Annotated in this window: 2 protein-coding genes; both read right to left on the reverse strand. The window is 68.2% G+C overall.

The genetic code is table 11. The features are described 5' to 3' along the window. Positions 1-5: 5 nt before the first annotated feature. Entirely contained in the window at positions 6-293 is a 288-nt protein-coding gene (locus tag ACFWPH_RS28235) for a hypothetical protein (RefSeq protein WP_378755192.1), read from the reverse strand. Between the two features lie 98 nt (positions 294-391). After that, positions 392-22,768 (reverse strand): 3'-5' exonuclease, encoded by a 22,377-nt coding sequence (locus ACFWPH_RS28240; RefSeq protein ID WP_378755193.1) that lies wholly within the window; start codon positions 22,766-22,768, stop codon positions 392-394. Between the last annotated feature and the right edge of the window lie 13 nt (positions 22,769-22,781).

Raw genomic sequence — 22,781 nt, forward strand, 5'->3', positions numbered from 1 at the left:
GTCGGTCACCAGGTAGGGCGAAGCTCACGCAGGACCGGCAGCCGGAACACCCATTCGGCGAGCCGGGAACCCCAGTACCCGTCGTTACGGTGCGCCTCGACCAAATGGCCCAACAGCCACACACCGAACCCGACCATCAGCCACAGCACCGCGAAACCCACCTCGCCGCCGAGCAGCGGCGACAGCAGCGAGTCCACGATCAGCAGCACCCCTGCCCACTGCGCCAGCACAGGCAGGAAAATCAGCCCGACCACGGTGAGTACCACAGCGCCGGCAACAACGATTTCGAGCATTGAGACCCCCAGGGATTTGGTAAGGCGGACGGCCCGGGATACCTTCGCCCGTGGTGGCCACCTGAGCAATATACGACCCTTTCAGAGCGCCGGTCAATTCAGATACGTGGCGTAGCGGAAGCGCGGGATACTTTGGGCAGCAACCTTTTTCGTCGCTCGTCAGGGTCGAATGTGGCGGTGGTGGTCTGCTGTTCCGTGCGGGAAGACGACGGGGCCGGCGACGGTTCCGCGTTGGGACCGGGTTTGGTCGTTGAGTCTTGATCGGGTTGTGGAGGGCCCGGCTCCGTAGCGGGTGGTGTGAGAACTCCTGGCTCGGCCTGAGTCGGCGCTTCGGGGAAGGCATCGCCGGTCGCCGCCGAAGTGTCTGCGGCGGTGTAGGCCGTCGCGTCCTGTTCCGGGTCGCGCACTGTGGCAACCGTAGTCGGCTGCGATTCGGTGGTCTCCACCTCGGCGGTCTCGGATTTCGGATCCTCCGTTGCGGTGGCATCGGGCTCGGAGTCTGCTGTTTCCGGGTCGGAAGGGGCGAGAGGTGCGGGATCGAGTACCGATGCGACGTCGCCGGTGGCGGCGTAGGCGGCGGCGAACTGTGCCATCTGCTCGCGCACTACGGTGACGTATTGCTGTTTGGTGACGAATCCGGCCCGCTCGACTGTTTGCTTTGTCGGGTTCAGAGCCAGCGACCAGCCGCGGAGCCGGCCGGCAGCCGCCAACCGCTGATCGCGTGCTTCTTGCTCGGCCAGGGCTTCGGGGCTGTCTTTGGCCTGTTGCAGCGCGAGGCGTAGTTCTGCAAGCTCCACGGTGGCGGCCAGAAGTTCGTCGGCGCGCTCGAACGGCGCATCGACTACCGTGATGGCGTGCTCGAGGTCTGCTTTGTCTGCTTCCACCTTGGCGCGCAGGATCTGCACCCTTTCGGAAAGGCCGGTGTAGGCGTTGCCGATACGTTGGGCCAGGCCTCGTGCGATGGCGGCATCGTCGGGCGGGGCGGTCTGTCCGGGCTGGTTACCGTGCCTGGCGTTGGCGAACAGTCGATCACGGTCGATCTCGGCGGCTACCGGGAGATCGCCGATGGTCAGGCGTAGCACTCCGAGGGTGACCAGGGTGGCGGTGATCGTGTGGCCGTCGATCGCTCCGATATCGCGGGAGAGATCGGAGTCGGAGTGAATTCGTTTATATCGCTCGTCGAACTGCAGCAGCGCCTTGCGGGCTTCTGCCAACAGTGCCTTGTTGGCTTGGCCTCGCTCGCTGAAGGTCCGTCCTCCCACAGAGATGATGCCGGGCTCGTTCGCCCATGCCGCCGCGGCTCCCAGATGCTGTGATGCGGAGTCGATGATGGCCTGGCGTCGCTCGACATCGCCCGGTAGCCATTGCAGATTCCAGCTGGCGCGCGAGCGGGTGGCGGTGTGTGCTTCGTCGAGGGCGGTGAGGTTTTCGACGATGGGTTCGAGTTCCACCAGCCGAAGATGGCGCGGGTCGCCGGTGGCTGCCGCTTTGGTAAGCGCCGCGGCGTGGGTCAGGTCGTCCTCGGCGAAGTCGGCGATCTTGTCGAAGTCGATATTTCCGGTGCGGGCTTGCTGGATGAACTCGGACTTCTGTTCGACCGCCGACCACATCATGACGTCGACGGTGCCCTCGGTGACGTAGGTCAGGATCTCGATCTCATCGTTCTGGTTCTTCTGCCGGATGATCCGGCCCTCGCGCTGTTCCAGATCGGCCGGCCGCCAAGGGACATCGATGTGATGCAGGGCGATGGCACGGGTCTGGGCGTTCATGCCCGTGCCCATTTTCTCGGTACTGCCCAACAGGACAGCGACGTGGCCGTTGTTGCTGTCGGAGATGAGCTGCCGTTTCTCCGACGGCTTGCGGGCGTCGTGTATGAAGCGGATCTTGTCTTCGGGCATCCCGGCCAGGTCGAGCTCGGGGATGCCTGAGACCAGCCACCGCTTGACCGCGTGATAGAGCGAGGCCTTCCTGTTGGCGCCGTCGGGCGTGCCGCGGTCGGAGAATCCGATCTGCAATGCCCCGGGTACCGGGTGCAAGGACCCATCAGGTCGGCGATAGCGGTTGTTCTTGGTGGCGTGGTAGCGAATGAGCATCTCGCGAGCCACCACGTAGGCACGGGTCTGCTCGGGATTTTCCACCTCGACCCCGACCAGCTGGGGATCCAGCGCGACATCGCGTCCGTCGTTGAGGACTTTGAGCTGGTTGTCGTACCAGGTTGTTTCCGGGTCGAGGTCATCGAGCCGGCAATCGAGGTCGGCGATGAAGTCGCGGACTTCCTGGCCGGGGACGGTGGTGATGACCAGCCGTTTGCCTCCGGCGAGCTTGGGCAGTTTGACCGGCACTTGCTCCCGGGTCACGATGTCGGTGAACACCTTGGTCATCGCGATCATCTGCCGGACGTTGGCGTAGGCGGCGACCTTTTCCCTCGCGCGGATCTTGCTGCCCGAGGAATTGGTGGTGATGACCGATTTCGTCTCGGTGTGAACCGATCCCCATTCGGTGACACTGCTCATGCCTTTGGCTTCGAGCAGGTCGGGACGCAGATATTGCTGGTTGACCCATTCCTCTGCGAGTGCGTTCGCGATCCGTGTGCCGGTGGCGACGGTGGCGATGCGCATGTTCTCGAGGTCGGGATCGAGGCCGCGCATCAGAGCCCGCTCACCGGCACGTTCGACCAGGAGCTGCAGGACGATCTTGAGGTTCTCCGCGCGTTTGGATCCTGGGCTCAATGCCAGTTCCGCTACCGGGGAGGAGCGCTGCTTGTTCTTGTATCGGTGGAACTCGTCGATACACAGGTAGTCCATGCCGGTGTCTTCCAGCGTCAGACCAGGGTCTTTTTCGGCCTCCAGCAGCTTTTCCAGACGGCGTTCGACCTGTTTCTTGTCGCGGACGATCTGCTTGATCGTCTTTCGCGTGGCGCTGTCTGCCTTTGCGTCTTCGAGCTCTTCGGTGATCTCGGCGAGCTGGTCCTGCACGTATCGGGTCAGACGGGCGGGTTTGACACCGATTCGTTCGAACACCGACTCGGCGACGATGACGAAATCCCAATCGCTGGTGGCAGTCTGTGCGATGAACCGACGGCGCGCCTCGTTGTCCATGCCGGGCGGGGCGGACAGCACCTTGGCGGAGGGAAACCAGCGCTGGACGTCGTCGATGGCGATCTCTTCGACCAGATGATTCGGGACGACGATCCAGGGCTGGCGGATCATCCCGCGCCGGCGCAGCTCCCACGCGGTCATCAGCATCGTCAGGGTTTTGCCCGCGCCAACGACATGGTCGAGCATCACGGTCGGCTCGTTGAGCCCGCGCATGGTGGCGTTGCGCTGGTAGAAGTACGGCACTACGTCCCGGAGCCCGGGGATTTCGAGGTGGTGGCCGTCGTATTGGGGGTCTGCCCAGCAGTTCAGGGTGTTGTTGAACTGCTTGACCAGCCGGTCGCGGCGCTCGTCGTCGGCCCATACCCAGCGCTGGAACTCGTTCTTGATGCGCCCGGCCTGCGCTTGCGCATGAGCGGTGGCCTTCATGTTGATCTGGGGTTTGCCGTTTTCACGCTCCTTGGCCGAGTGCGCGACGACGATCTCTTCGCTGTTGCACAGAGCTTCCAGCAGCGCCAGCGCAGGCCAGTAGGGGGCTTCCCACTCCTTGGCCCGGGCGCTGACCCGGTTGCTCTCGAACCTCCATCTCCCGCTTGTGTGGTCGGCCTTCACATCGGGCAGGTCGAAGGTCTGGCGAGCAAATTCGACGCGATCGGCTGCGGGGATCCAGGTGGTACTCGGGTTGATTGTGATCCGGGGCGCCTCGAACCATTCGGGTATGACTTTTTCCAGAGCGGCGACGTTCTCCTCGTATTGCGGGTCGGCGGCGGCGGCCACCCGGGCGCGGGCCAGTTTCTGGCGGACGTCACCGCTGAGGTACTTGGGAGCCAGCTGCAGTTGGTCTGGGCGGTCCGGATCGCGATACACCTGCCCGCGCAACTGTTCGCGGGCCGTCGGCTCATCGACTCCGAGTAGCTGTGCGATGAATGTCAGATCGGCGCCGCGGCCGGCAGCCATACTGACCGACAGCGCTTCCTCGGCGGTGTCCGCCGAGGACACCGCCGCCACGGGTGTGATGACGTCCTGGGTGAAGATCGGCGCCTTCACTGCGTCGCCGCTGTGTTCATCGAACACTTCCAAGGCTCGCACCACGGCCATGGCCGGGTCCCGGCTGATCGGACCTTCCAGGTGCAGGCGTCGCTTCGTCCTGGCTTGCGCAGTCCAGGCCTTCTCGTCGAATTCCTCCCAGATGTCGGGGGGAAGCTCGCCGAGGTAGGGGTTGCCCTGATGGTCGGAGTGCCTGGCGCGCCACCGGGACTCCAGTTCGGCGAACCGCTTGTCGCGTTCTTCTTCGGTGCGTTCGCGCCCGCCTTGCCATTTGAACCGGTTGATGAAGCCGTATTTGCGGACGTAGGCGTCGTACTCGGCGTTGAGCTTGGCCCGCGCCTCGTCACGCTCGGTGGGCTCATGGTTCTCACGCTGGGTGATGACCACTTGTTGGGCGAGGTCACGCAGACGCAGCAGCGCCCGGGTCTCGACGCTGCGGTTCGCGTAGACCTTGACCGGCTCCCAGGTGCCGTAATCGGTCACCGCTTCGAACCGGCCCTCGTGGTAGCGCATGGTGCCGATGGGTGAGGTGAACTTTTTGCCCGGATCGTGGATCACCAGTCCGGAGCGCGGATGGGAGTTCTCGGGCAGGTCTTCTGTGCGTGCGGTGAGCGCCAGTCCGTCGACGCGGGCGCTGACGATGATCTTGCGCAGCGCGGCGCGGACGTCGCCCGGCAGTCTGTCCAGATCGGGGTGCTCGACGTTGAGGTGCCCGGAGCGCTGTATTCCGCCGCCGGCCGACACTTCGCCGAGGGCATAGCCGGGGTTCTCGATGAACCACTTGCTGATGCGGAGCTTTGTCGGCTCACCGGTGACTGTGTCGGGAACGGTGCGTGATTGGGTGGCGCGGAACTGGTGGTTGCGCCTGGACACCGCGGCCGGTAGCGCGTCGGGTTTGCTGATATCGATGCTGGGATCGCGTTTGCGCAGGATCACGATGTCGGTGACCGCGCCGGTGCCGGCGACGCGGGAGAACGCTCGGCCGGGCAGCCGGACGGCGCCGACGAAGTCGGCGACCGCGAGCATGTCCCGGCGGGCGAGATCGTTCTCTGCGTCCATCGTCCATGGCGAGGTGATCACCGCGACGTAGCCCCCCGGGGCGGTCAGAGCCAGTGATTTCAGCAGGAACGCGTTGTGGATGGAGTGCCCGCGCGGGTTGTGCACCGGATCGCGGACCTCGAATTTGCCGAAAGGGACGTTGCCGATGGTGGCGACGAAGAAATCACGGGGCACCTTGGTGTGCTGGAACCCTTCGAGGCGGACCAGCGCGCTCGGATACAGGTGGTGGGCGATCTTCGCGGAGATCGGCTCGTTCTCGACGCAGACCATCTCCGCGCTGGCCGGTGCCAGCCCGGCGAAAGTTCCGGTCCCTGCCCCTGGCTCCAGGACCCGGCCGCCGCTGAAACCTGCCGAGCCGAGCGCGGACCACATCGCGGCCACGATCGCGGGGTCGGTGTAGTAAGCGCTGAGGATGGAGTCGAGGGCGGACTCCCGGCCGCTGTCGTCGAGCAGCCCGTACAGGCGTTCGCGATCGTTGTCCCAGTCGGCTTGCCGGGCGTCGAAGATCTCGGGCACCGCGCCCCAGCCCGACCATTGAGCCAACTGCTCCTGTTCGACGGTGGTGGCGGGCCGGTCCTCGTCGTTGAGCCGTTGGACGATTTCGATCGCGGTCATGTTGGCCCGGGCCCGGGAGCGTTTCCCGCTGGGGACGGTGATCGTGCCCGGGTGCTTCCAGTCCCTGCTGCGGTCGATCTCCGCCGGCGCCTCGTCACTGGTGGCCTCGATGAGGTCCTCGGCAGGCTCCGAATCGGTCGACGACTCGGCAGGGGCGTGATCGGCGTCGTCGGAGTCGGTGCGGAGTGCGGCGATGCGTTCGCGGATGAACGCGTAGCTTCTGTTGCCGGGCCCGCTCCACATCGGATCGGTGAGTTCGGCCCGGTCCACCAGCGACAGCGCGGTGTCGAACTGTTTGTCTGCGACTGCCTCGATGGCGTCGTTGATCAATTTCTCGGCAGCGTCGCGGCGCTGTTGTTGGCGCTGTTCCACCTGAGCTTGGGTGAGGCCGAGGATGGCCTCACCTCGGTCGGCGATGCGGGCGAGGGCGATGTCTTTGATCGCGCTATAGGAATGGGCGTGCGAGCGGCCGGGCAGGTGACCGAGGGCGACTTCGGCGACGTAGCGGGCGGCGTCGCCTCCAGTTACCGGGTGGTTGAACAGTGCGGCCTTGTCGTCGGTCAGGCAGTGAATGATCGCGATTTCCAGGTCGGTGAAAGGGCCCTCACTGTTTGTGTGGTCGGTGCCGTCCTCTTGCTCCGTGGCGGTCAGTGCGGTGATGTGGGCGCGGCGTTCGTTGTCGGACAGCTCGGGGAAGTCGTTGAGGGCGGAGTCGAAATCATGACGTGCGCCGACGATTTCGCGCTCGAGTGCGGCGCGGTCTGCGCTTCTGGGCCATTCGGCCGGATCGAGCCCGAGTTCGGTGTTCAGGCGTTCGATTCTGGCTTGGGTGTAGATGCGCTGGCGGCGCAGCTGTCGACGCCAGGGGATATCGGCGTCTTCGGAGGCGAGGACGTTGTCGCGTGCGGTGATCTCAGCCGAAAGGCGCTCGCGGAGTGCTTCCGGCACGGGGCTGGTGACCGGGGTTCCCAGGATCGTGGCGAACCCTGCGTCGTCGGCCTGGTTGGCGGGGTCTTCGCTGACGATGGTGGCCAGCACCTGGTCGACGAGTTCGCCGCGGTGGTGGTCGTAGAGGGCGCGGGTTTGGGCGTGGCGGGCGTCTTCGTCGGGGTCGAGCAGGATGTTGTTGAGATGGGCGGTGACCAGCCGGGTGGCCAGCACGCGGGCGGCCTGTTGGATTCGTTCGTCGGTCAGGTCGTGGGTGTCGCTGAACTGCCTGATCTCCCAATGGGCTGCCACAGTGGCAGTCACGGTGGCGATATCTGCGGCGGTGGCGCGGGCCGGGGAGAGGTTGGCTTCGTAGGCTTCGTCGAGGACCTGGGCGCGGTGCAGTTCACGCAACCAGGGCATGGCCACTTCGATGGTGTCGATCGTGCCGAGGTGCTCGCCGGCCACGATCGCCGTGGGGTCTGTGGCGTCGGTGGTGGCCTGCGCGGTCGAGATCTCATACCGGTGGGGTCCATACACCGGCGGCGGATTGGCGCTGAGGTCCTGGAGACCAGTGAGGACTTGGTGCACGAGGTAGTGGCGGTCGCCCAGGGCGAGCAGCAGGCGCCGGCCCGGCGGGTCGGCTTCCGGGAGTGCGCCCAGGTACTGCTCGACCGGATCGAGGAGCTCGAGAGGTAACCAGGTGCCGTGCAGGTCGGTGAACAGGGGTGTGGTCGCGGCGGCCGCATCGAATAGGCGTTGTTGTTCTTCGGCGTGGGCGTCGCGTTCGGCCTGGGCTGCGAGGTCTTCGCGTAGCCGGGTTAGGGCCTGGTCCATGCTGCCCAAGTTGGTGTCGATCGGGCGGTCGGTGCGCCAGCCCAGTTCGGTGTCGGTGTCGGCGGGGCGCGCGGTCCATACCGACAGTGATTCGGGGCCGCTGCGGCGGCGTTTGATGATGTAGTGGTGGCCCACGGCTTCCACGATGTGAAGCTGGCCGTCGGTACCCGCGCTGCGTTCGTAGGGCGTGATGAGCCCGAGGGGGTTCTCGGCGGCCGGATCGGTGTTGGGAGCGTCGGCGGTGTGCTGGTTGTTTCGGACGACTTCGCGGGCGCGTTCGATCGCGGCCCGCAGTGACCGGTTGTCGAAGGTGCGGGTGTATTGGCTGGGTTGCGCGGTCCAGCGTCGCAATTGCCCGGTATCGGTGGCCGCGTAGGCCAGCCGGACATGCGCGGCGCCGGAGTCTCCGACCAGCACGGTTCGGGGATCGATCACCTGCAGGTCGGCGATATCGGCGGTGTTACCGGTTTCGGCCGCCAGTGTCTGCAACACGGTGGGAACGACCTGCTGGTAGAGGTGTTCGAGCGGGTCTATGCCGGCTGTCGTCAGTGTGGTGAGCAGCGCGTTGTTCTCGGCGGAGGCGATGAGTGCGGAGTAGACGTCTTCGGCGGCGGAGCGGGTCAGGGGTGAGTGCAGCATTTCCGGGGAGATGGCGGGTCCCGCGGCGGCGGTGGCAGCACCGCTGTCGGGTTCGGTGGTCACTGCGGGCCGGCTCACTGTCATGCTTGCCGCTCCGGCTGCGCGGTAGACGTAGTAGCCCTGCCCGGCCAGCGCTTCGGCGGCTTCTTCGGCCATTTGTTTTTCTTTGCTGGGGAGCTCGTGGACCGCACGGACCGATACCACGTTCTTGATGGGGTATTTCCCTACCCGGATTCCGTTCCAGTCGAGTCTGGTGCTGGGACGGACGGAGATGCCCAGCCGGTTCAGCTGCGCAGAGACCGATTGCGCTGTGATCGGCAGCCGCTCGTCGGGTATCGACGGCTGATCACCGGAAGCCACCTGAGGAGACAGTCCCGCTGTCGGCTCATCAGCCGCGGAGCCTGCGCTGTGTGCGGCGGCGACCATCCGCAGCACGAGGTTGTCGCGCAGCAGCGGGTCGGCCAGTCCCTCCAAGGCGACGAGGGGCGCTCCCGGCGCCGACGGTGCGGTGCTGCGCTCGGCAGTGATCGACACTGAGACCGGGGCCGGGTCGTCCTCGCCCCCGGGAGGGTCGGCGGTCGGCCCAGTTAGTGAGTCGGTGGGCTCGTCGCTGGAAATATCGTCGCCCGGTGTGACGATTTTCGGTCCGAGAGACGGGGTCTCGGTCTCTCCGGGGTCGTGGGTGGCGGGCTCGGCTGCGGGAGGTATGGCGCTGATGGCGAGCAGGTCGTGCATCAGGGCGTCGATCTCGTCCAGGCTCGACGGCGCAGGCGAGGGGAGTACGACCGAGGAAGCGAACGCGCGCAGCTCTTCGACGGTGATGGTGACCGCAACGTCCGAGTGTCGGCTTCGCTGTGTCAACCGGATCTGGTGATCGGCCACCTGTATCACGCACTGCTCCCACGCGGGGCGGCGTGAGCGCACTGCCAGCGGCAGCGACGCCAGCAGGTCGTTGGCCAGCAGTGCAGGATCCTCGTTGGAGTTCTGGAGGCTGGCGATCAGTCGTCGGGCACCGGAAGTCGAGGTCGCCACCGCGTACAAAAGCAGCCGCTGGTCTTCCGACAGCACGGGCACCGCGGGGCCAGGGCCTGTTGTGGGCGCGGGTTCGACAGCAGGGGCTATATGGGTTTCGCCGGTGACAGCAGGGCTGGGCTGTGCGAGGGCAGTGGTGGGTGGTGCCTCGCCGCCGTTGGGGTCGGTGTGGTCCAGGACATAGGCCAGTGAGCCGAGGTCGAGTTTCTTTTTGGCACGGGTGACGGCGACGTAGGCGAGGCGGCGCTCCTCTTCGGGGGGCATGACGAGTTCGCCGGTGGCGGTGTCGGGTTCGGGGCCTTTGAAGTCGTCGCCTATGCGGACGTTGTCCCATTCCAGGCCTTTGGCCTTGTGCGCGGTGGAGACCACGACGTCAGGGGGCGGGATGGTGGCCAGCTCGCGGAGGCGCGCCATTTTCGCTTCGCGTTCAGCGGCGCTGCCTTCTGCGACCCATGTCTTGATCGGCTGGCCCTTGTTCTTTCCGGACTTGTAGACGCCGGCGCCGGGAAGGACGCGGCGGTCGAATCCCGCTCGTCCGAGTAAGTGCCGGGCTGCATAGGTGGCGTTCCAGGTGCGTCCCTCGGCGACGATCCCGGCCTCGGTTTCGGGGAAGGTCAGGTCTGCCAATGGGTTTTCGCCGAGTTCGTGGACCTGGCGGACCATGGCTTCGAGACCGTCGACGCCGTTGGTGTCGACGATGCGGACCAGCATGTTCAGCTTCGCGTTGTCGCCGCGCTCGGCCTGGTCGGCGGCCTCGGCCCAGGTGCGGTAGGTCGCCAGGTCGTCGTGCAGTTGCGGTGGGCGCGAGCCTTCCCCTTTCAGATACCGGGCGGTGTCCACCACCGATAGCAGGTCGGCTTTCGTCCCTTTCGGTACGCCGACGCGACGGCCGGCGTCGAGCTCGCGCGCGATCTCTTTCAGAGCGCCGCCGTTGGAGCGCACCAGTATCGCGTCAGGGTCGGCCATCGTGCCCGAGGCGATGATCTCCGAGGCTGGGCCGCCGCCGACGATGCGTAGTGGAGAGTCGAGCAGTTGTAGGAACCGATTGCCCATCGAGGCAACTTCCGGGCCGAACCGGAATGACACGGTCAACGGCAAGATGGTGTCGGCGGTGGCAGTGTCGAGGAAGTCCACGGCTCCGGTGAATCCGTAGATGGCCTGGTTCTGGTCACCGACCAGGATCTTGCGCATCGCCTGGTCGGCAACCACCTTGGCCAGCACCGGCGGGGTGTCTTGCCCTTCATCGAGCATCAGCACGGTGGCTGGTCGGCGAAGCCCCGCCCCCGGTTTGGTCAGATCGGGTCGCGACAGTGCCCACTGTTTGCGGAGATGATCGAGGGTGAGGCGAAGCTTCCCATTTTCGGTGCACAGATCCGCCCACGCAGCCCGTGCGTACTCGACGACGCGGTCTTGCTGAGGAGCGGGCCACTCACGCGCTCGAGGCGGTAGATGGCGACGACTGATGTCGTCCTCGGCGCTGGTGGCGTACGTGTCGACGGCTGCCATCGCGGCCGCGGCCTGCTCGGCTGCGGACTCCGAAGCGCGCCGGATACCCAGATGCCGCGCGACCTCGTCGGGGCGGCGCAACGCGTCGGTCTTCTTCGAGCGCTTCTGCATCGCCCTGGACGACCACGTGTAGGCGATGGAATGACCGGTGCGGGATTCCACATTCGCCGGCATCCGCTCGTCGGCTTCCTCACGCACCGACCGGTTGAACGCGATGTAGACGATGCGTGCTCTGGGATCGACCTGCCCGATACGGCGGGATAGGCCTTCGAGGGTGCTGGTTTTGCCCGCCCCCGCTCCGGCTTGCACTTTCACGTCCATCCCGGCAAGCACCGCGTTGTAGATCGCGGCCTGCTGCGCGGTGGGCGCGAATTTCTCCCCGGCGAGGATTTGCGTGGCGATGGGGTGCTCCGGCACGGCCACCGTGGCGGGCTCCGCCGCAGGACTACTGCCGGTAGGGGTGGGCGCAGGCTGTGTTGCGGCCGCGTCGATTCCGGCGGGCGGGTCGGGGATCTCGTGTGTGGCCACGGCGGCTGGCTCGTCGGGCGCGGTGCTGGGGTCTTCGTCGGGCGTGGCGCCGTCGCTGCTGGTGCGGAGGCGGTCGAGGATTGCGTCGATGGCGTCGAGGCGATCGCCGGGCACGATTTCGGTGTTCAGTGCCTCGCTCAGCGCTTCCTCGGCAGCGGGAGATTCGCCCTCGCGGACCAGTTGCCGGATGGCGCGGTCCAGCGCTGCGTCGAGATAGCCTTCGGCCGTGGTGCTCCGCATGGGGAGCAGCTCGAGCACGGCGGCGCGGGCTGTGGCGATGTGGTGCGCGTGCGACAGTTCGGTTTCGGCGATGGCGGCCCGTTCGCGGGCCCCGTCCGGGTCGTCACTGAGGGCGATGTCGGCGTAGGCGGTCAGTGCCAGTGTTTGCCAGTATTCGATATCGAAGGCGTCGCTGTTGCGCCGCCGGCGGCGGGCGTTGTCTTCGGTGGGCAGGTCGCGGGCGGAGGTGGCGGCGTGCTTGTCGGCGAAGTGTCTGTGCAGATCCTGGTGGACGGCGGTCTGCTGGAGCAGGCCGAATACGACGTCGAGTTCGGGTGTCCGGGGGTCGGTGTCCGAGGTTCCCTGATAGGTCGTGCTGGTCCAGCCTGATCGCGGGGCGCAGTGGCTGCCGAGGCTGTCGACGGGCCAGGCCATCGCGACGGTCAGGTGCTTGTCGTCGAGATCGTTTTCGACGACAAGATGCAGCTGGTCGTCCCGGTGGTGTACTGCGGTGCTCCACCCAGTGGCGGCGGCGGCCGCGGCCACGGCGCGCACCGGGTAGGGCAGCGCGGCGTAGGTGCGGCGGTGCTCGTAGACGGCAGGGGCCGGCAGCGGGGAGTATTCGGCCGGATGCCCGGCGCGCTGGCGGGCTTCGATGTCGGCGTCGATGGCGGCCGAGCGGGCCGCGTGCTCGCGCACCGCGGTCATTACCTCGGTCAGTGGGTGGTTGCCCACATACCCCAGGTAGATGAGCTGCTGGTTCTTGCTGTGGTAGACCTCTGTGCCGCCGTGACTGGGGTGGTGGATGAGAGGGTAGATTTGTCCGCCGGCGTGCACGCCCAGGATGGGAGTGTCCTCGTCGCGGGCGCCGATGATCCCGGTGAATCGCTCGTACTGCGGATCCAATTCCAGTCCGGCGCCGAGGTTCTGTAGAGTCGAGCCGTGGTGGGCTCGCCATGCCTTCTTGGCCGTGCGGCCGGCCAGGAGCGTCCGTGTCTCATGCTCGCCGGTGCCGGGAACCGAGTGGAAGACGATCTCGCGTAGTGCTCGGCGGCTGAGGGTGGGGTCCGGTTCCGGGGTGGCGAGTTGATCTTCGAGGGCCTGGTGGGCGGCGGTGATACCGAGGGCGCCGTACAGTTCGGGTGGTGCTTCGGTGGCGAAGCGGGTCAGCATCGGGTCGGCGGCCGCGGCGTCGATGAGTGCGCTGGTTTCGCGGGACAGCTCGGTGTAGCGCTGGTGCAGGTCGGCGTGGTCGAGGTCTGCGGTGTGCCACAACGGGTCGGTGAGTTCGGCGACGCCGAGCCGGTCGAGGGCGGCGGCGAAGTCGAGTTCGTTGATCGCTTCCTCGGCCATGTGACGGTAGCCCGCCGCGGATTCCTCGCGGGCGGTGCGCCGTTGGGTGGCGGCGGCGCTGGTGGAGAAGAGAAGATGCGGGTTGCGGGTCAGGTACTGCGCCACCGTGTGCTGCACTCGGGCCGAGTCGTGTCGGTCACGCAGCGGCTCCAAGGCGGGCAGTTCGCTCAGGTAACGGTCGGGGGTGGGCAGATGTGCGTAACGGTGCGCTTCGTCGTCGATCACGCAGCGCAGCCGCGCCAACTCCACAGTGTTGAATTCCGCGGTCACGGCGAGGTCATCGAGCACGCCATCCCAGCGGGCGCGACACTGCGGATCGGCGCCGGCGAGCGGACCTCCGGCAAATGCCGTGAGGACTGCGGCGACTCGGTCGGTGTAGCCGGATTCCGAGGCCCGCTCGGGCACATCTTGAATGGTGGTGGTGGCGTGGGTGACGTCCGGGACGCGGATCCAGGTGGAGCTCGGGTGGGTGGTTTCGCCGAACGGCCGGTAGCCGCGGTGGCGCAGTAGAGCGCTGAGCCACCGCGGTGATACCGCGGAGAGCGCGGGTTCGTTCTGCGCGCTGTGGCGGAGGTCGGGGTGCCGCCTGGCCAGAGCGGCCGCGATGTCGGCAACTGAGACTGTGCCGTCACTGTGTGCGGTGTCGCCATCTGAAGTTGTGGGCGGTGGGGTGGGCTCGGCGGGTGTTTCTGCTCCGGTCGCGGGCTCGTCGTCGGGTGATGCGGGTTCGTTGGTCGTCGCCGCGGTGGCGGCGGTGTGAGAGCCGGTTTGCCGGGCGGGAGGCTGATTGCGGACTGCTTCGGGTGTGTACCGGTCCTCGGCGAGGGCGTCGTCGATGCGGTCCTGGGCGAAGGTGGGGAAGGCGCGTGGTTTCCATTCGCCGTACCGTCCTCCGAACAGCCACCACGCGACTTCGCTGGTGTGGTGCTCGTTGCAGCCTTGCACGCGCACGAAACGCTGATCGATGTCGATGGCCAGGCCCAGGATCGGGCGGGCGTGCAGCACTTGATGTTCGGCGGGCATCCTCAGCCAGGGCGCGGCCGCGCCCGCAGGCATGCCGGTGGGCGGGTCGAGGATGGTGACGCGTGCCTGGTCGGGGTCGGTTTCGATGGTGGTTCGCTGGGCTGTGGGTGTGGTGGGGTGCTCGGCGAGGGTGATGCGTCCGACGGTTTCCGGTGAGCCCCAGCCGCCGCGAAGTGGACCGGAGTTGACGAGGTATCCGCGGGCGGTGGTGGGCTCGCGCCGGGAGTTGATGCCGGTGACTTCGCAGTATGTTCCGGCGGCAACATATTGGTAGAGCACCTGGGGTCGATCATTGTCCCAGGTGATGACGTCGGCGGGCACGGTGGTTTCGGTGTTGATCCATTGCTGTTCGCGTGGAGTCATCCACCATCGCGGCGCGTAGTGCGCCCGCACCAGTTCCCGGATCGCGTCGCGGTCGTAGTCCGGCGTGGCGGGGGCCGGACCCGCTGAGATGTGCGGGCGCGGGGGTGCTGAGGTGCCCTCGCCGGGCCCCAGCTGTGCTGGGGTGGTGGACAGGGCCGCCACAAAGGTCAACCACGCGTCGCGTTCGGTTTCCGAGAACCCGGCGACGTCGAGGTAGGCGGCCAGCGGCGGGCGCAGGTCCTCGGAGCCGGCGTTGCCTTGTGGGTTGGTGGCGATGCCGTGCAAGAATTCGTTGATCTGGCGGTCGGTGAGGGCACCGAAGGTGAGAGTTTCGGATTCGATGTGGGGTCGTAGTAGTCGTTCGAACTCGCTGATCTGGTCGTCGAGGTCGGTGAGTACGCGCCGGTAGGTGTCGCACTGGGTGCGCAGTTCGGCCGACGTTTCGTCTTCGGCGAGTTCGGCTTCGGCGCGGGCGAGCTGCGCTCGGCGCCAGGTGCGTTGCAGGCTGGTGGCACCCAGAAATGCGGGGCCGAGATCACCGGTCAGCCTCACCACGGTTTCGGCATGCGACTCGGCGGCACGCAGCGAACCCAGGGAGCCCTCGTCAGCGGCGTCCGCGTCGGGGTTGAGCAGCAGCTGCGCGAACACAACCGCCGGCAGGGCGTGGCGGGTGATCTGATCGGAGTCGGCCAGGGGCCGGCTCCACGACAGCGACCGCCGGAACACCGGCCGCCTGCCGGGTGGTGGGTTTGTCCAGACCAGCCGGTGTTCGCGGCGGTCGCTGTCGTGGTCTCGGGCCACGTGGAGCACGTGGTTGCCGACATCGTCGAGTTCCTCGACGCGATAGCCGAACGCGCGCGCCGCGGCGGCGATCGGTGAGTACGGTTCCACCGCGGATTGACCGGCAGCCAAGGGTAAGGCGGTGTGGTCTTGGGGGTGGGTTTCGGCGCGGCGCGTGCGGTAGGCGTGGGCGTATTCGCGGAGATAGCTCCTGATTTCGGGGTGGCGGGCGTGGTCTTTGGCGACCTCGACGCGCCCGTAGCCGCGGCGTTCGAGTTCGTCGGCCAGGTCCGCGATCGCGTCGACTTTCGCGTCGATATCGCTGCGGTCGAGGTCTTGGCCCACCAGCACGCGATCGTCGGTGTCGGCCAGTTGGTGGGCTTGCGCCTGTGTTCCGCCGTATTTGTTCCAGCTGGTGGAGGTCAACGCGGTGCGGGCGATGTCGAGTGCGGCGCGGTCGGCCGCGCTGTCGCTGGCCTCTTCCGCGGTGCGCAGCATCTGGGCCAGCTTCTTTTTGGTGGGCAAGCTGCGGGGAGACACGGTAGGAAGTTGCCATCGTTGCCCGGGATCGACTGGTGCGGAGGAAGTGTCGGCGGAGGCACTGGTGTGGGCGTGGGCGACCTGGGTGAGTGCGCTGGTGATGGCGTCGATGTCGGTGGCGGACACCGCGAGGGCGTCGAGTGCGGCGACGAGGTCGGTGTGCTGTCCGTCAGTGGCGGCGGTGCGGGCGGCTGTGTCGAGGAGGTCGCCGAGCCGGTCGGCGGCGGCCTCATCGAGCTGTCGGCGGGCCGGGGCGGCGGCGGTTTCTGCGGCGTCGCGGATCGCGGTGAGCCGCTGGTGGGCGTCGAGCGCGGCGCGGGCGCGGGTGAGCTGGCTGGCCAGCCCGGTCTTGGTGCGATGGCCGGTCGCGATGTCGACCTCAATCGTGAGCCGCTGCACCACCGCGTCGTGATAGGCGAGTTCGCGGTCCTCGACGCCGGCGCGATTGCTCCCGCGGTCGGCGGCAGCGTCGCGAACGGTCAGCTCGTGTCGCAGCGCCTGCCACAGCTGCGGATAGACGGGCGTGCCGAAAATGTCGCCGCTGGTGGTGGCGTCCTGAGGCACGGGTTGCGAAGCCGACCCGTCGGCTGGCCCCGGATCGAGGGGATCAGGTTGCGGCTGGTCGGCACCTGTGGGCGGCTGTCCCGGCCGAGGCTCGATTGCCTGGGCAGCGATGGGGCTCGGCGGCGACGGTTCGGACTGGGGTTCGGTGATGGTCAGGCCCAGGACGTCTCGTCCGATGAGGTCTGCCAGCACTGCGGGATCGGTCGTCTCGGTCAGCGCGGCCCGGGTTTCGGCGGGCAGCTGGTAGGCGATGGCGGTCAGGTCATCACGGGTCAGGCGCACGGCCGCCGTATCGGCGTCGGCGAGGCCGCGGATGGTGATGAGCTGGGCGGCGACGTCGATCTCCCACAGTGCCGAATCGGGCCATGGAGTGTTGGGCGGTGCGGCGTCGGGGCGTGGCGGGGTGCGGGTGGTGGTGGCGAACAGGGCCGCGATGGCGTGGTCGGGGTCCGCCAGCGCGGCGGCGATCCGGGGGAGTGTGGTGCCGTGGCATCCGGCCCACAGCAGCCGCTGCTGCTCAGGGCTCAGCTGCACCGGCGGCGTGGGAGGCAGCAGTTGCGCCCAGTCGCCGGCGGCCAGCTCCGTCGAGACCTGCCCGCCGATGTCGAACAGCGTGGGCATATCCGACTGCGCTGCCAGATCATCGAACAGTGTGGTGACCGCGGCCAAGGTCAGCCCACGGTCCAGATCGCCTGCGGCCGTTGCGGTTCCCGAACGCCATCGGTCGTAGTTGTAGTGCCCGGTTGCGGCGTCGAGCAGCCAGGTCAGGACCAGGCTGCGCTCGTGGTCGCCGCTGGGCGGGGTCAGGCGCAGTTCATAGCCGGGTATCCCGTCATAGGTGAGGTGGGTGGTGGCGGGTCGCCATCCGAGGCTGCGTGCGACCGAGGCTTTGTCGGTGGCCGCGCGGGGCGGCGGGTAGGTCGGCGCGTCGATGTCGATGACATCGGGGTCACGCTCGGTGGTCGGTGCGGGCCGCGTGTCGGTGAGGGTGCTGATCTGCGACCAGGCCAGTGGTGTGGTGTGGGCTCGGATGAGGCTGGTGGCGAAGCTCTGGCGGGGGTGGAAGTCCTCGGTGGTTCCGTCGCTTCGGCGCCAGCGGATGTGAGAGTGGGTTTCGCTGTAGCTGTAGGTGCGCTGCTCGGGGTGTTCCCAGGCCAGCGTGAGGTCCCAGGTGCCGGAATCGGTTTCGGTGTGCAGCCGCACCTCGAACACGAAGGTGTCGTCTCGAAGGGTGCGATACCCCAGTCCAGGGTTCCAGCCGGTGGCGGCCGCGCGGTCGATGAGCGCGGTGAGCTGAGACGGCAGCTGGTCCAGGGATTGAATGTTCGCGGGGGTGAAATGCCCACCTCGGTCTGCGGCCGGATCGAGTTGTTCGCGCGCGGCGGTGATCGCCTCGGCGAGCTGGTCGGGGTGGATCTGTTCGTCGGTGCGGTCGTCGGAAGCCAGGGCGGTCACCACGATGTGGCGGCGGTCGAGGGCGCCGACTGTGACCTGGTAGCTCGGAGCCATCTCGGTGTCGGTGTGCAGTTCGCGCAGGACCTCGGGGGCGACTTCCTGATGGAGGTATCGGCGGATGTCGATGCCGGCGTGGTGGGCGCGGTGAACCAGGTCGGTGCGTGAGCGAGCCAAGGCGGCGGTGATCTCGTCGAGGGGGTCGCCGACCAGCGCAGAATTCAGCGCGTTGCTGGAGACGCCGCGGTCGACGCTGTACTTCCACAAGCTTTCCGAGCTCGCGGCAGCGCGCACCCGTACGTCGCCGTGTAGCAGGGGGCGGGCGTAGTCGGCCAGCTCGGCGCGGACCGCGGTGACCCGGCGGTGTACCTCGGGTGCGTTATGACCGGGCAGGTCGCCGTCGAGGAGGCGGTGTTCGTATCGGGCTTCGACCAGTGCGGCGCGGCGGTCGGTGCCCCATTGTTCCCAGGTCTGTCCGCCGTCGCGGGTCAGCTCCCAGCCGGGCCGGATCAGGACCCGGCGGGTGGAGGGCTTGCGGGGATCGACCGGGATCGGGGAGTATCCGAGGTCGATCTTGTACCAGCCGCTGTCGCGGTTGACGTCGGGGAGAGGCAGGTTCGGCTGGACGTGGATGCGGACGTCGCCGATGAGCCAGGCGCGGGTATCGGGATCGGAGATATCGAGGTTCGCCTCGGGCAGCAGCCGCGGCAGGTCGCTGATCAGGTCCTCGATGACCTCGTCGAGCGGGGCGACGCGGGCCGAGGTGAGCGGCATGCCCGTCCAGGTGCTGGTCACCGGGTCGGCATACAAGGCGTCGGCGGCCGCCGCCCGCCAAGCGCCGACCTGTTCGGCGTCGGCGAAAGGTGGCTCCCACCACTGCTCGCGCTCGCGCAGTGCGGCGACGGCGATCTGCTCATACAGTTCCCCGCCGCGGGACGCGCGTCCGTGTGCGGCGATGGTGGCGGTGTGGTCGTCGCTGAGGCGTCGTTGCTCCGACAGGCGCGCGTCCACGATTTCGCTGAATCCGCGATGCCGGGCCAGATAGTGGGCGGGGTAGGGGTGTCGCTGGATCGCCTTGCGCACGGTGGGGTCGGCGGCGATCGTGTCGCGAATTGCGCTCCATTCCACCGGCGCGGCGGTGGCGGGCTCTTCGAGGGGCGGTCGCGGCGGTGGCGGCGCCGAACCGGATGGGGATTCGCTGTCTGTGTGGTCGCCGGGTGAGCTGCTGGTCTGCTCGAACAGGAGCAAGTCGTCAGGGGCCGGGGCCGCCGGCGCGCGCGGCTGCGTGGCCGGGGAAGGCGGGGTGGTCGTCGGCGGATCGGGAGCCGGCTCCGCGATCTGCGGTGCGACGCGGGTCGGTTCGGGAGGGGTTGGGGTGGTGGCCAGTTCGCGTCGGGCGTGGGTGAGCGCGTCACGGAAAACCTGTTCGCGGATGCCTGGGTAGGTTTCGGTGATGTCGACCCAGCAGTAGTCGCCCTCTTTCTGTCCGGGCAGGCGGGGTTGGATGCGTTGTTCGAGGATGACGTGCGCGCCGTCGGGGTCTCCGACGAGGATCGTGTGGTACGACACGGGTCGCAGGTCGGTGGCCCAGGCCGGGTGTTGCGGGTCGGCGGCGATCTCGCGGTGCAGGGTCTGCAGGGTGTCGGGGACCAGCGCTTCGTGCAACAACTGCTGTGGGTTGATCGCGCGCTCGGTCAGGGCGGTGAGCAGGTGGGGTTCGCTGGCTTCGATATCGGCGATCACGTCACCGATCGCGGTGTATACCAGTGCGCTGAACGGGGCGTCGCCGAGGTTGTCGGGCATGAGCACCGGCGAGCGGGCGTAGGCGTGCATCATCTCGTGGGCGTGCAGCGGTGCGCGGGCTCGGTCGATGAACGCGGTGCAGGCGGTGCGGACTGCGGCGTGGATCCGGGCGTCGTCGGCGGTGATGAGGTCGGCGCAGCCGGCCAGGTGCAGGGCTTGGGCGCGGGCGGCGCGGTGATCGTTGCCCCACTGCTGTTTCTGCCGTGTCTCGCGTGGGCCGATCTCCACGATCCAGCTGTCGGTGTACCAGTGGACGCCGACCTCGCGGGATCCGATGGTCCAGCCGTGTGTGGAGCTGGTCCACACCGAAGTAGCGGCGGACGGGAGTGCGGGCAGGATCGTGTGGTGGACATCGGCGGTGAGCCAGTCGGTGATGTCGTCGCGGCGCAGACCGGTCAACAGGTCCGGCGTCCGGCGCGGGAGGTCGTCGATCAGGCGGTCGGTGAGTTCGTCGGCCAAGCGGCCCTGGTGCGTGCGCCAACTGTTGGGCTCGACGAGGCCGAGGACGGGGTCGACGGCCAGTTCTGTGGTCGCCCAGTCCCGCCACTGCCGCAGCGTTGCGGCGTCGCGGAACGGGTGCGGCTGCCATTCGCTGGTGTAGGGGTCGGGCCCGGGACCGCCTTCGGCGATCTGGCGTTCGTCGCGGATGCGCGACAGCAGTTGCGGGTAGCTGTCGCGCCCGGCGCCGTTCCAGAGAGGGTCGGTGAGTTGCGCCTGGTAGAGGGTGGCCAGCGCGGTGTCATAGTCGCCGGTGTCGCAGTGGCCGAGGGCGGCGGCGCGCAGCTGTTCGGCGGCAACGGTGCGGTCTTCGGTGATCTTGGAGCGGCGCGGCCACGAGCGCGAAGGGATCTCGGGATCGGCCCGCAGGACGTTCGCGGTCTCGGCGACGACTTGACGCAACCCGTAGCGGCCGATCAGCTTCGGGAGCTGAACGGAGGCGATGGAGAAGGCGATGCGGTCGATGTCGAGCACACCACCGTAGTGGTTTCCGGCCATGTCCTGTGTCGTGCAGCGGATCACCGCACGGTCGATGCCGGACAAACCCACACAAGGCACCCCGAGCGCACGGTCGGTCACCGCGGGTTCTGCCGCCGCGCTCACCGCCTCGGGTGCCGGCGTCGGCCCGTCCGGCGCCGGGTCGGCAGTCGGTGCCGCTTCCTGCGGCCGCGAGGTCGGTGACCGTGGGGGCTCGGCCCCGGTGCTGGCGGCGTCCGCGCCCGATACTGCCGGGGTAGGGCGGGGTTCGTGGACGTTTTCGGTCGTTGTGGGCTGTGCGGGGGTGCGGACCCGGGTGATCGCGGCGGTGAGGGTGAGTTCGGTGATGGTGTCCCCGGTTTCGTGCGCCGGGGCGCTCCATCCGTCGCGGTCTTCGCTCACGGGGGTGCGGGCGCCGTCGGGGCTGGTGACGGTCACCGTGGTGGGATCGGCGGGGTCCAGGTCCAGATCCTCGCCCGGCAGCTGGGGGGTGAACAACGCCGGCTCGTCGAGGGTGGCCGGGTGCTGGGCCTGCTGGTGCAGCTCGGTCAGGACTTCGGCGGCCGCGGTGTCGCGCAGGAACGGCTCCGGCGCCAATCCGAGGCGCAGCGCTTCGGCGATGAGGACCGGTTCGATGTCGGTGATCGCGGCGACGGCGGCGCGTACGGCCTCGCGGGTGGCCACCGAGGTGTGGGCGGCGGGCACGGTGGCGCCGGGGGCCGCGGGGGCGTTCATCAGCTCCGAGCGGGCGGCGGCATGCAGCAGTTCGTTGGCGGCGAGGTGGGGGCGGGCGCGGTCGTCGAGGGCTCGCCGGATCCCGGCGACGCGGGCACGCACGGCGTGGTCGGTGGGCCGGATCTCCTCGTCGCGGCCGCAGATGCGCAGGGCTTCGGCGACGGCGGCGCGGTGGTCGCGCCCCCAGCAGTCCCATCGATCGCCGTCCTGGGTCACCACCCACCAGGCGTCGCGGTGGCGGGCGACCTCGACGCCGCTGCCGGGCACGGTCCAGCCCCGGGCGGTGGGCCCGAAGGCGGAGTCGGTGCCGTCGGGGTCGTCGAGGGTGGGCACCAGGTGCTGGTGGATATCGGCGCGCAGCCAGTGGGCGGTTTCTTCCTCGCCAGTGTCGAGACCGAGGTCGGGGAGTTGGTCGGTGACCTCTGCCAGCAGCGTGTCCGCGATCGCGTCGACGACCCGCGGCCGGGCCGGGCCGGCCGCGCTCAGGTCGGCGGCCAGCAGCGGATCGGAGCGTAGTTCCTGGGCGGCCCAGCTTCGCCACCGCGCGATATCGGCGTCCGAGCGCAGTGGGGCGCGCCAGTTCCGGCGGGTGTGATCGATCGCGTCGGCGGCGATCTCATATGCGAGACCGTGTAAGGGGTCGCCGGTGCGGGCGTGGCGGTATCGGGCGTCACGCAGGGCGGCGTCGGCGAGGTCCGCGGTGGGCACCGCGTTGAGCTGGTCGGCGATCAGCTGCTGGAACTCCCTGGTGCGCGACAGCGTCTGGGCGTCGTAGCCGAGGCGGCGCACCGCGTCGTCGACTTCGGAGGTGGTGGCGATATGGGTGCGCAGCGTGGTCCACACCGGGGCGGTGACGATGGAGCTGGCCTCGTGCCAGCCATCGAGGAAGGCATCCCGGATGCGTTGCGCGGCCGCGGTGGTGCCGGTTGCGGCCAGTACGGCGGCGAGGTCGGGGTGGCGTGCGGGATCCGGCACGGTCAGCAGGTGCGCGGGTTCGAACAACTCGGCCCCGAGTCGGCGCCAACCCTGCAGAGCCGGGTCACCATCACCGGAGGCGGGGCCGGCGCTCGTGGTTGCGGAGTCGGTTTCGGGGGCGGGGTCGTCGGTGGCGGGGTCGTCGGCGGGCGGCGTGGGCCTTGCAGGCGACGGTGGTGGGGCAGTGGCGGGTGACGCCGGGGCGGGTGTGGCGAGGGCGATCGTGTTGGTGCGGGCGGGCGGTAGCGTGCGGGTGTGGTGGTCGGGTAGGTGGGTGCGGCGCCAGTGCGGGCCCAGTCCTGCGCCGGTGCGGGTGTAGCGGGCGCCGGTGTCCAGGCGTTCCAGGACGGCGCGGCCGATGGTGCGGTGTTCGCTGAGTTGCGCGGTCGACAGGTCGACGACTCGCACGATTTCGGGTTCG

The organism is Nocardia sp. NPDC058499, assembly GCF_042719915.1.
In the GTDB taxonomy this organism is placed as follows: domain Bacteria; phylum Actinomycetota; class Actinomycetes; order Mycobacteriales; family Mycobacteriaceae; genus Nocardia.

Bases quoted from the DNA above. Each gene is read 5' to 3' on its own strand.
- ACFWPH_RS28235 (WP_378755192.1), bottom strand. From the start codon at position 293: ATGCTCGAAATCGTTGTTGCCGGCGCTGTGGTACTCACCGTGGTCGGG.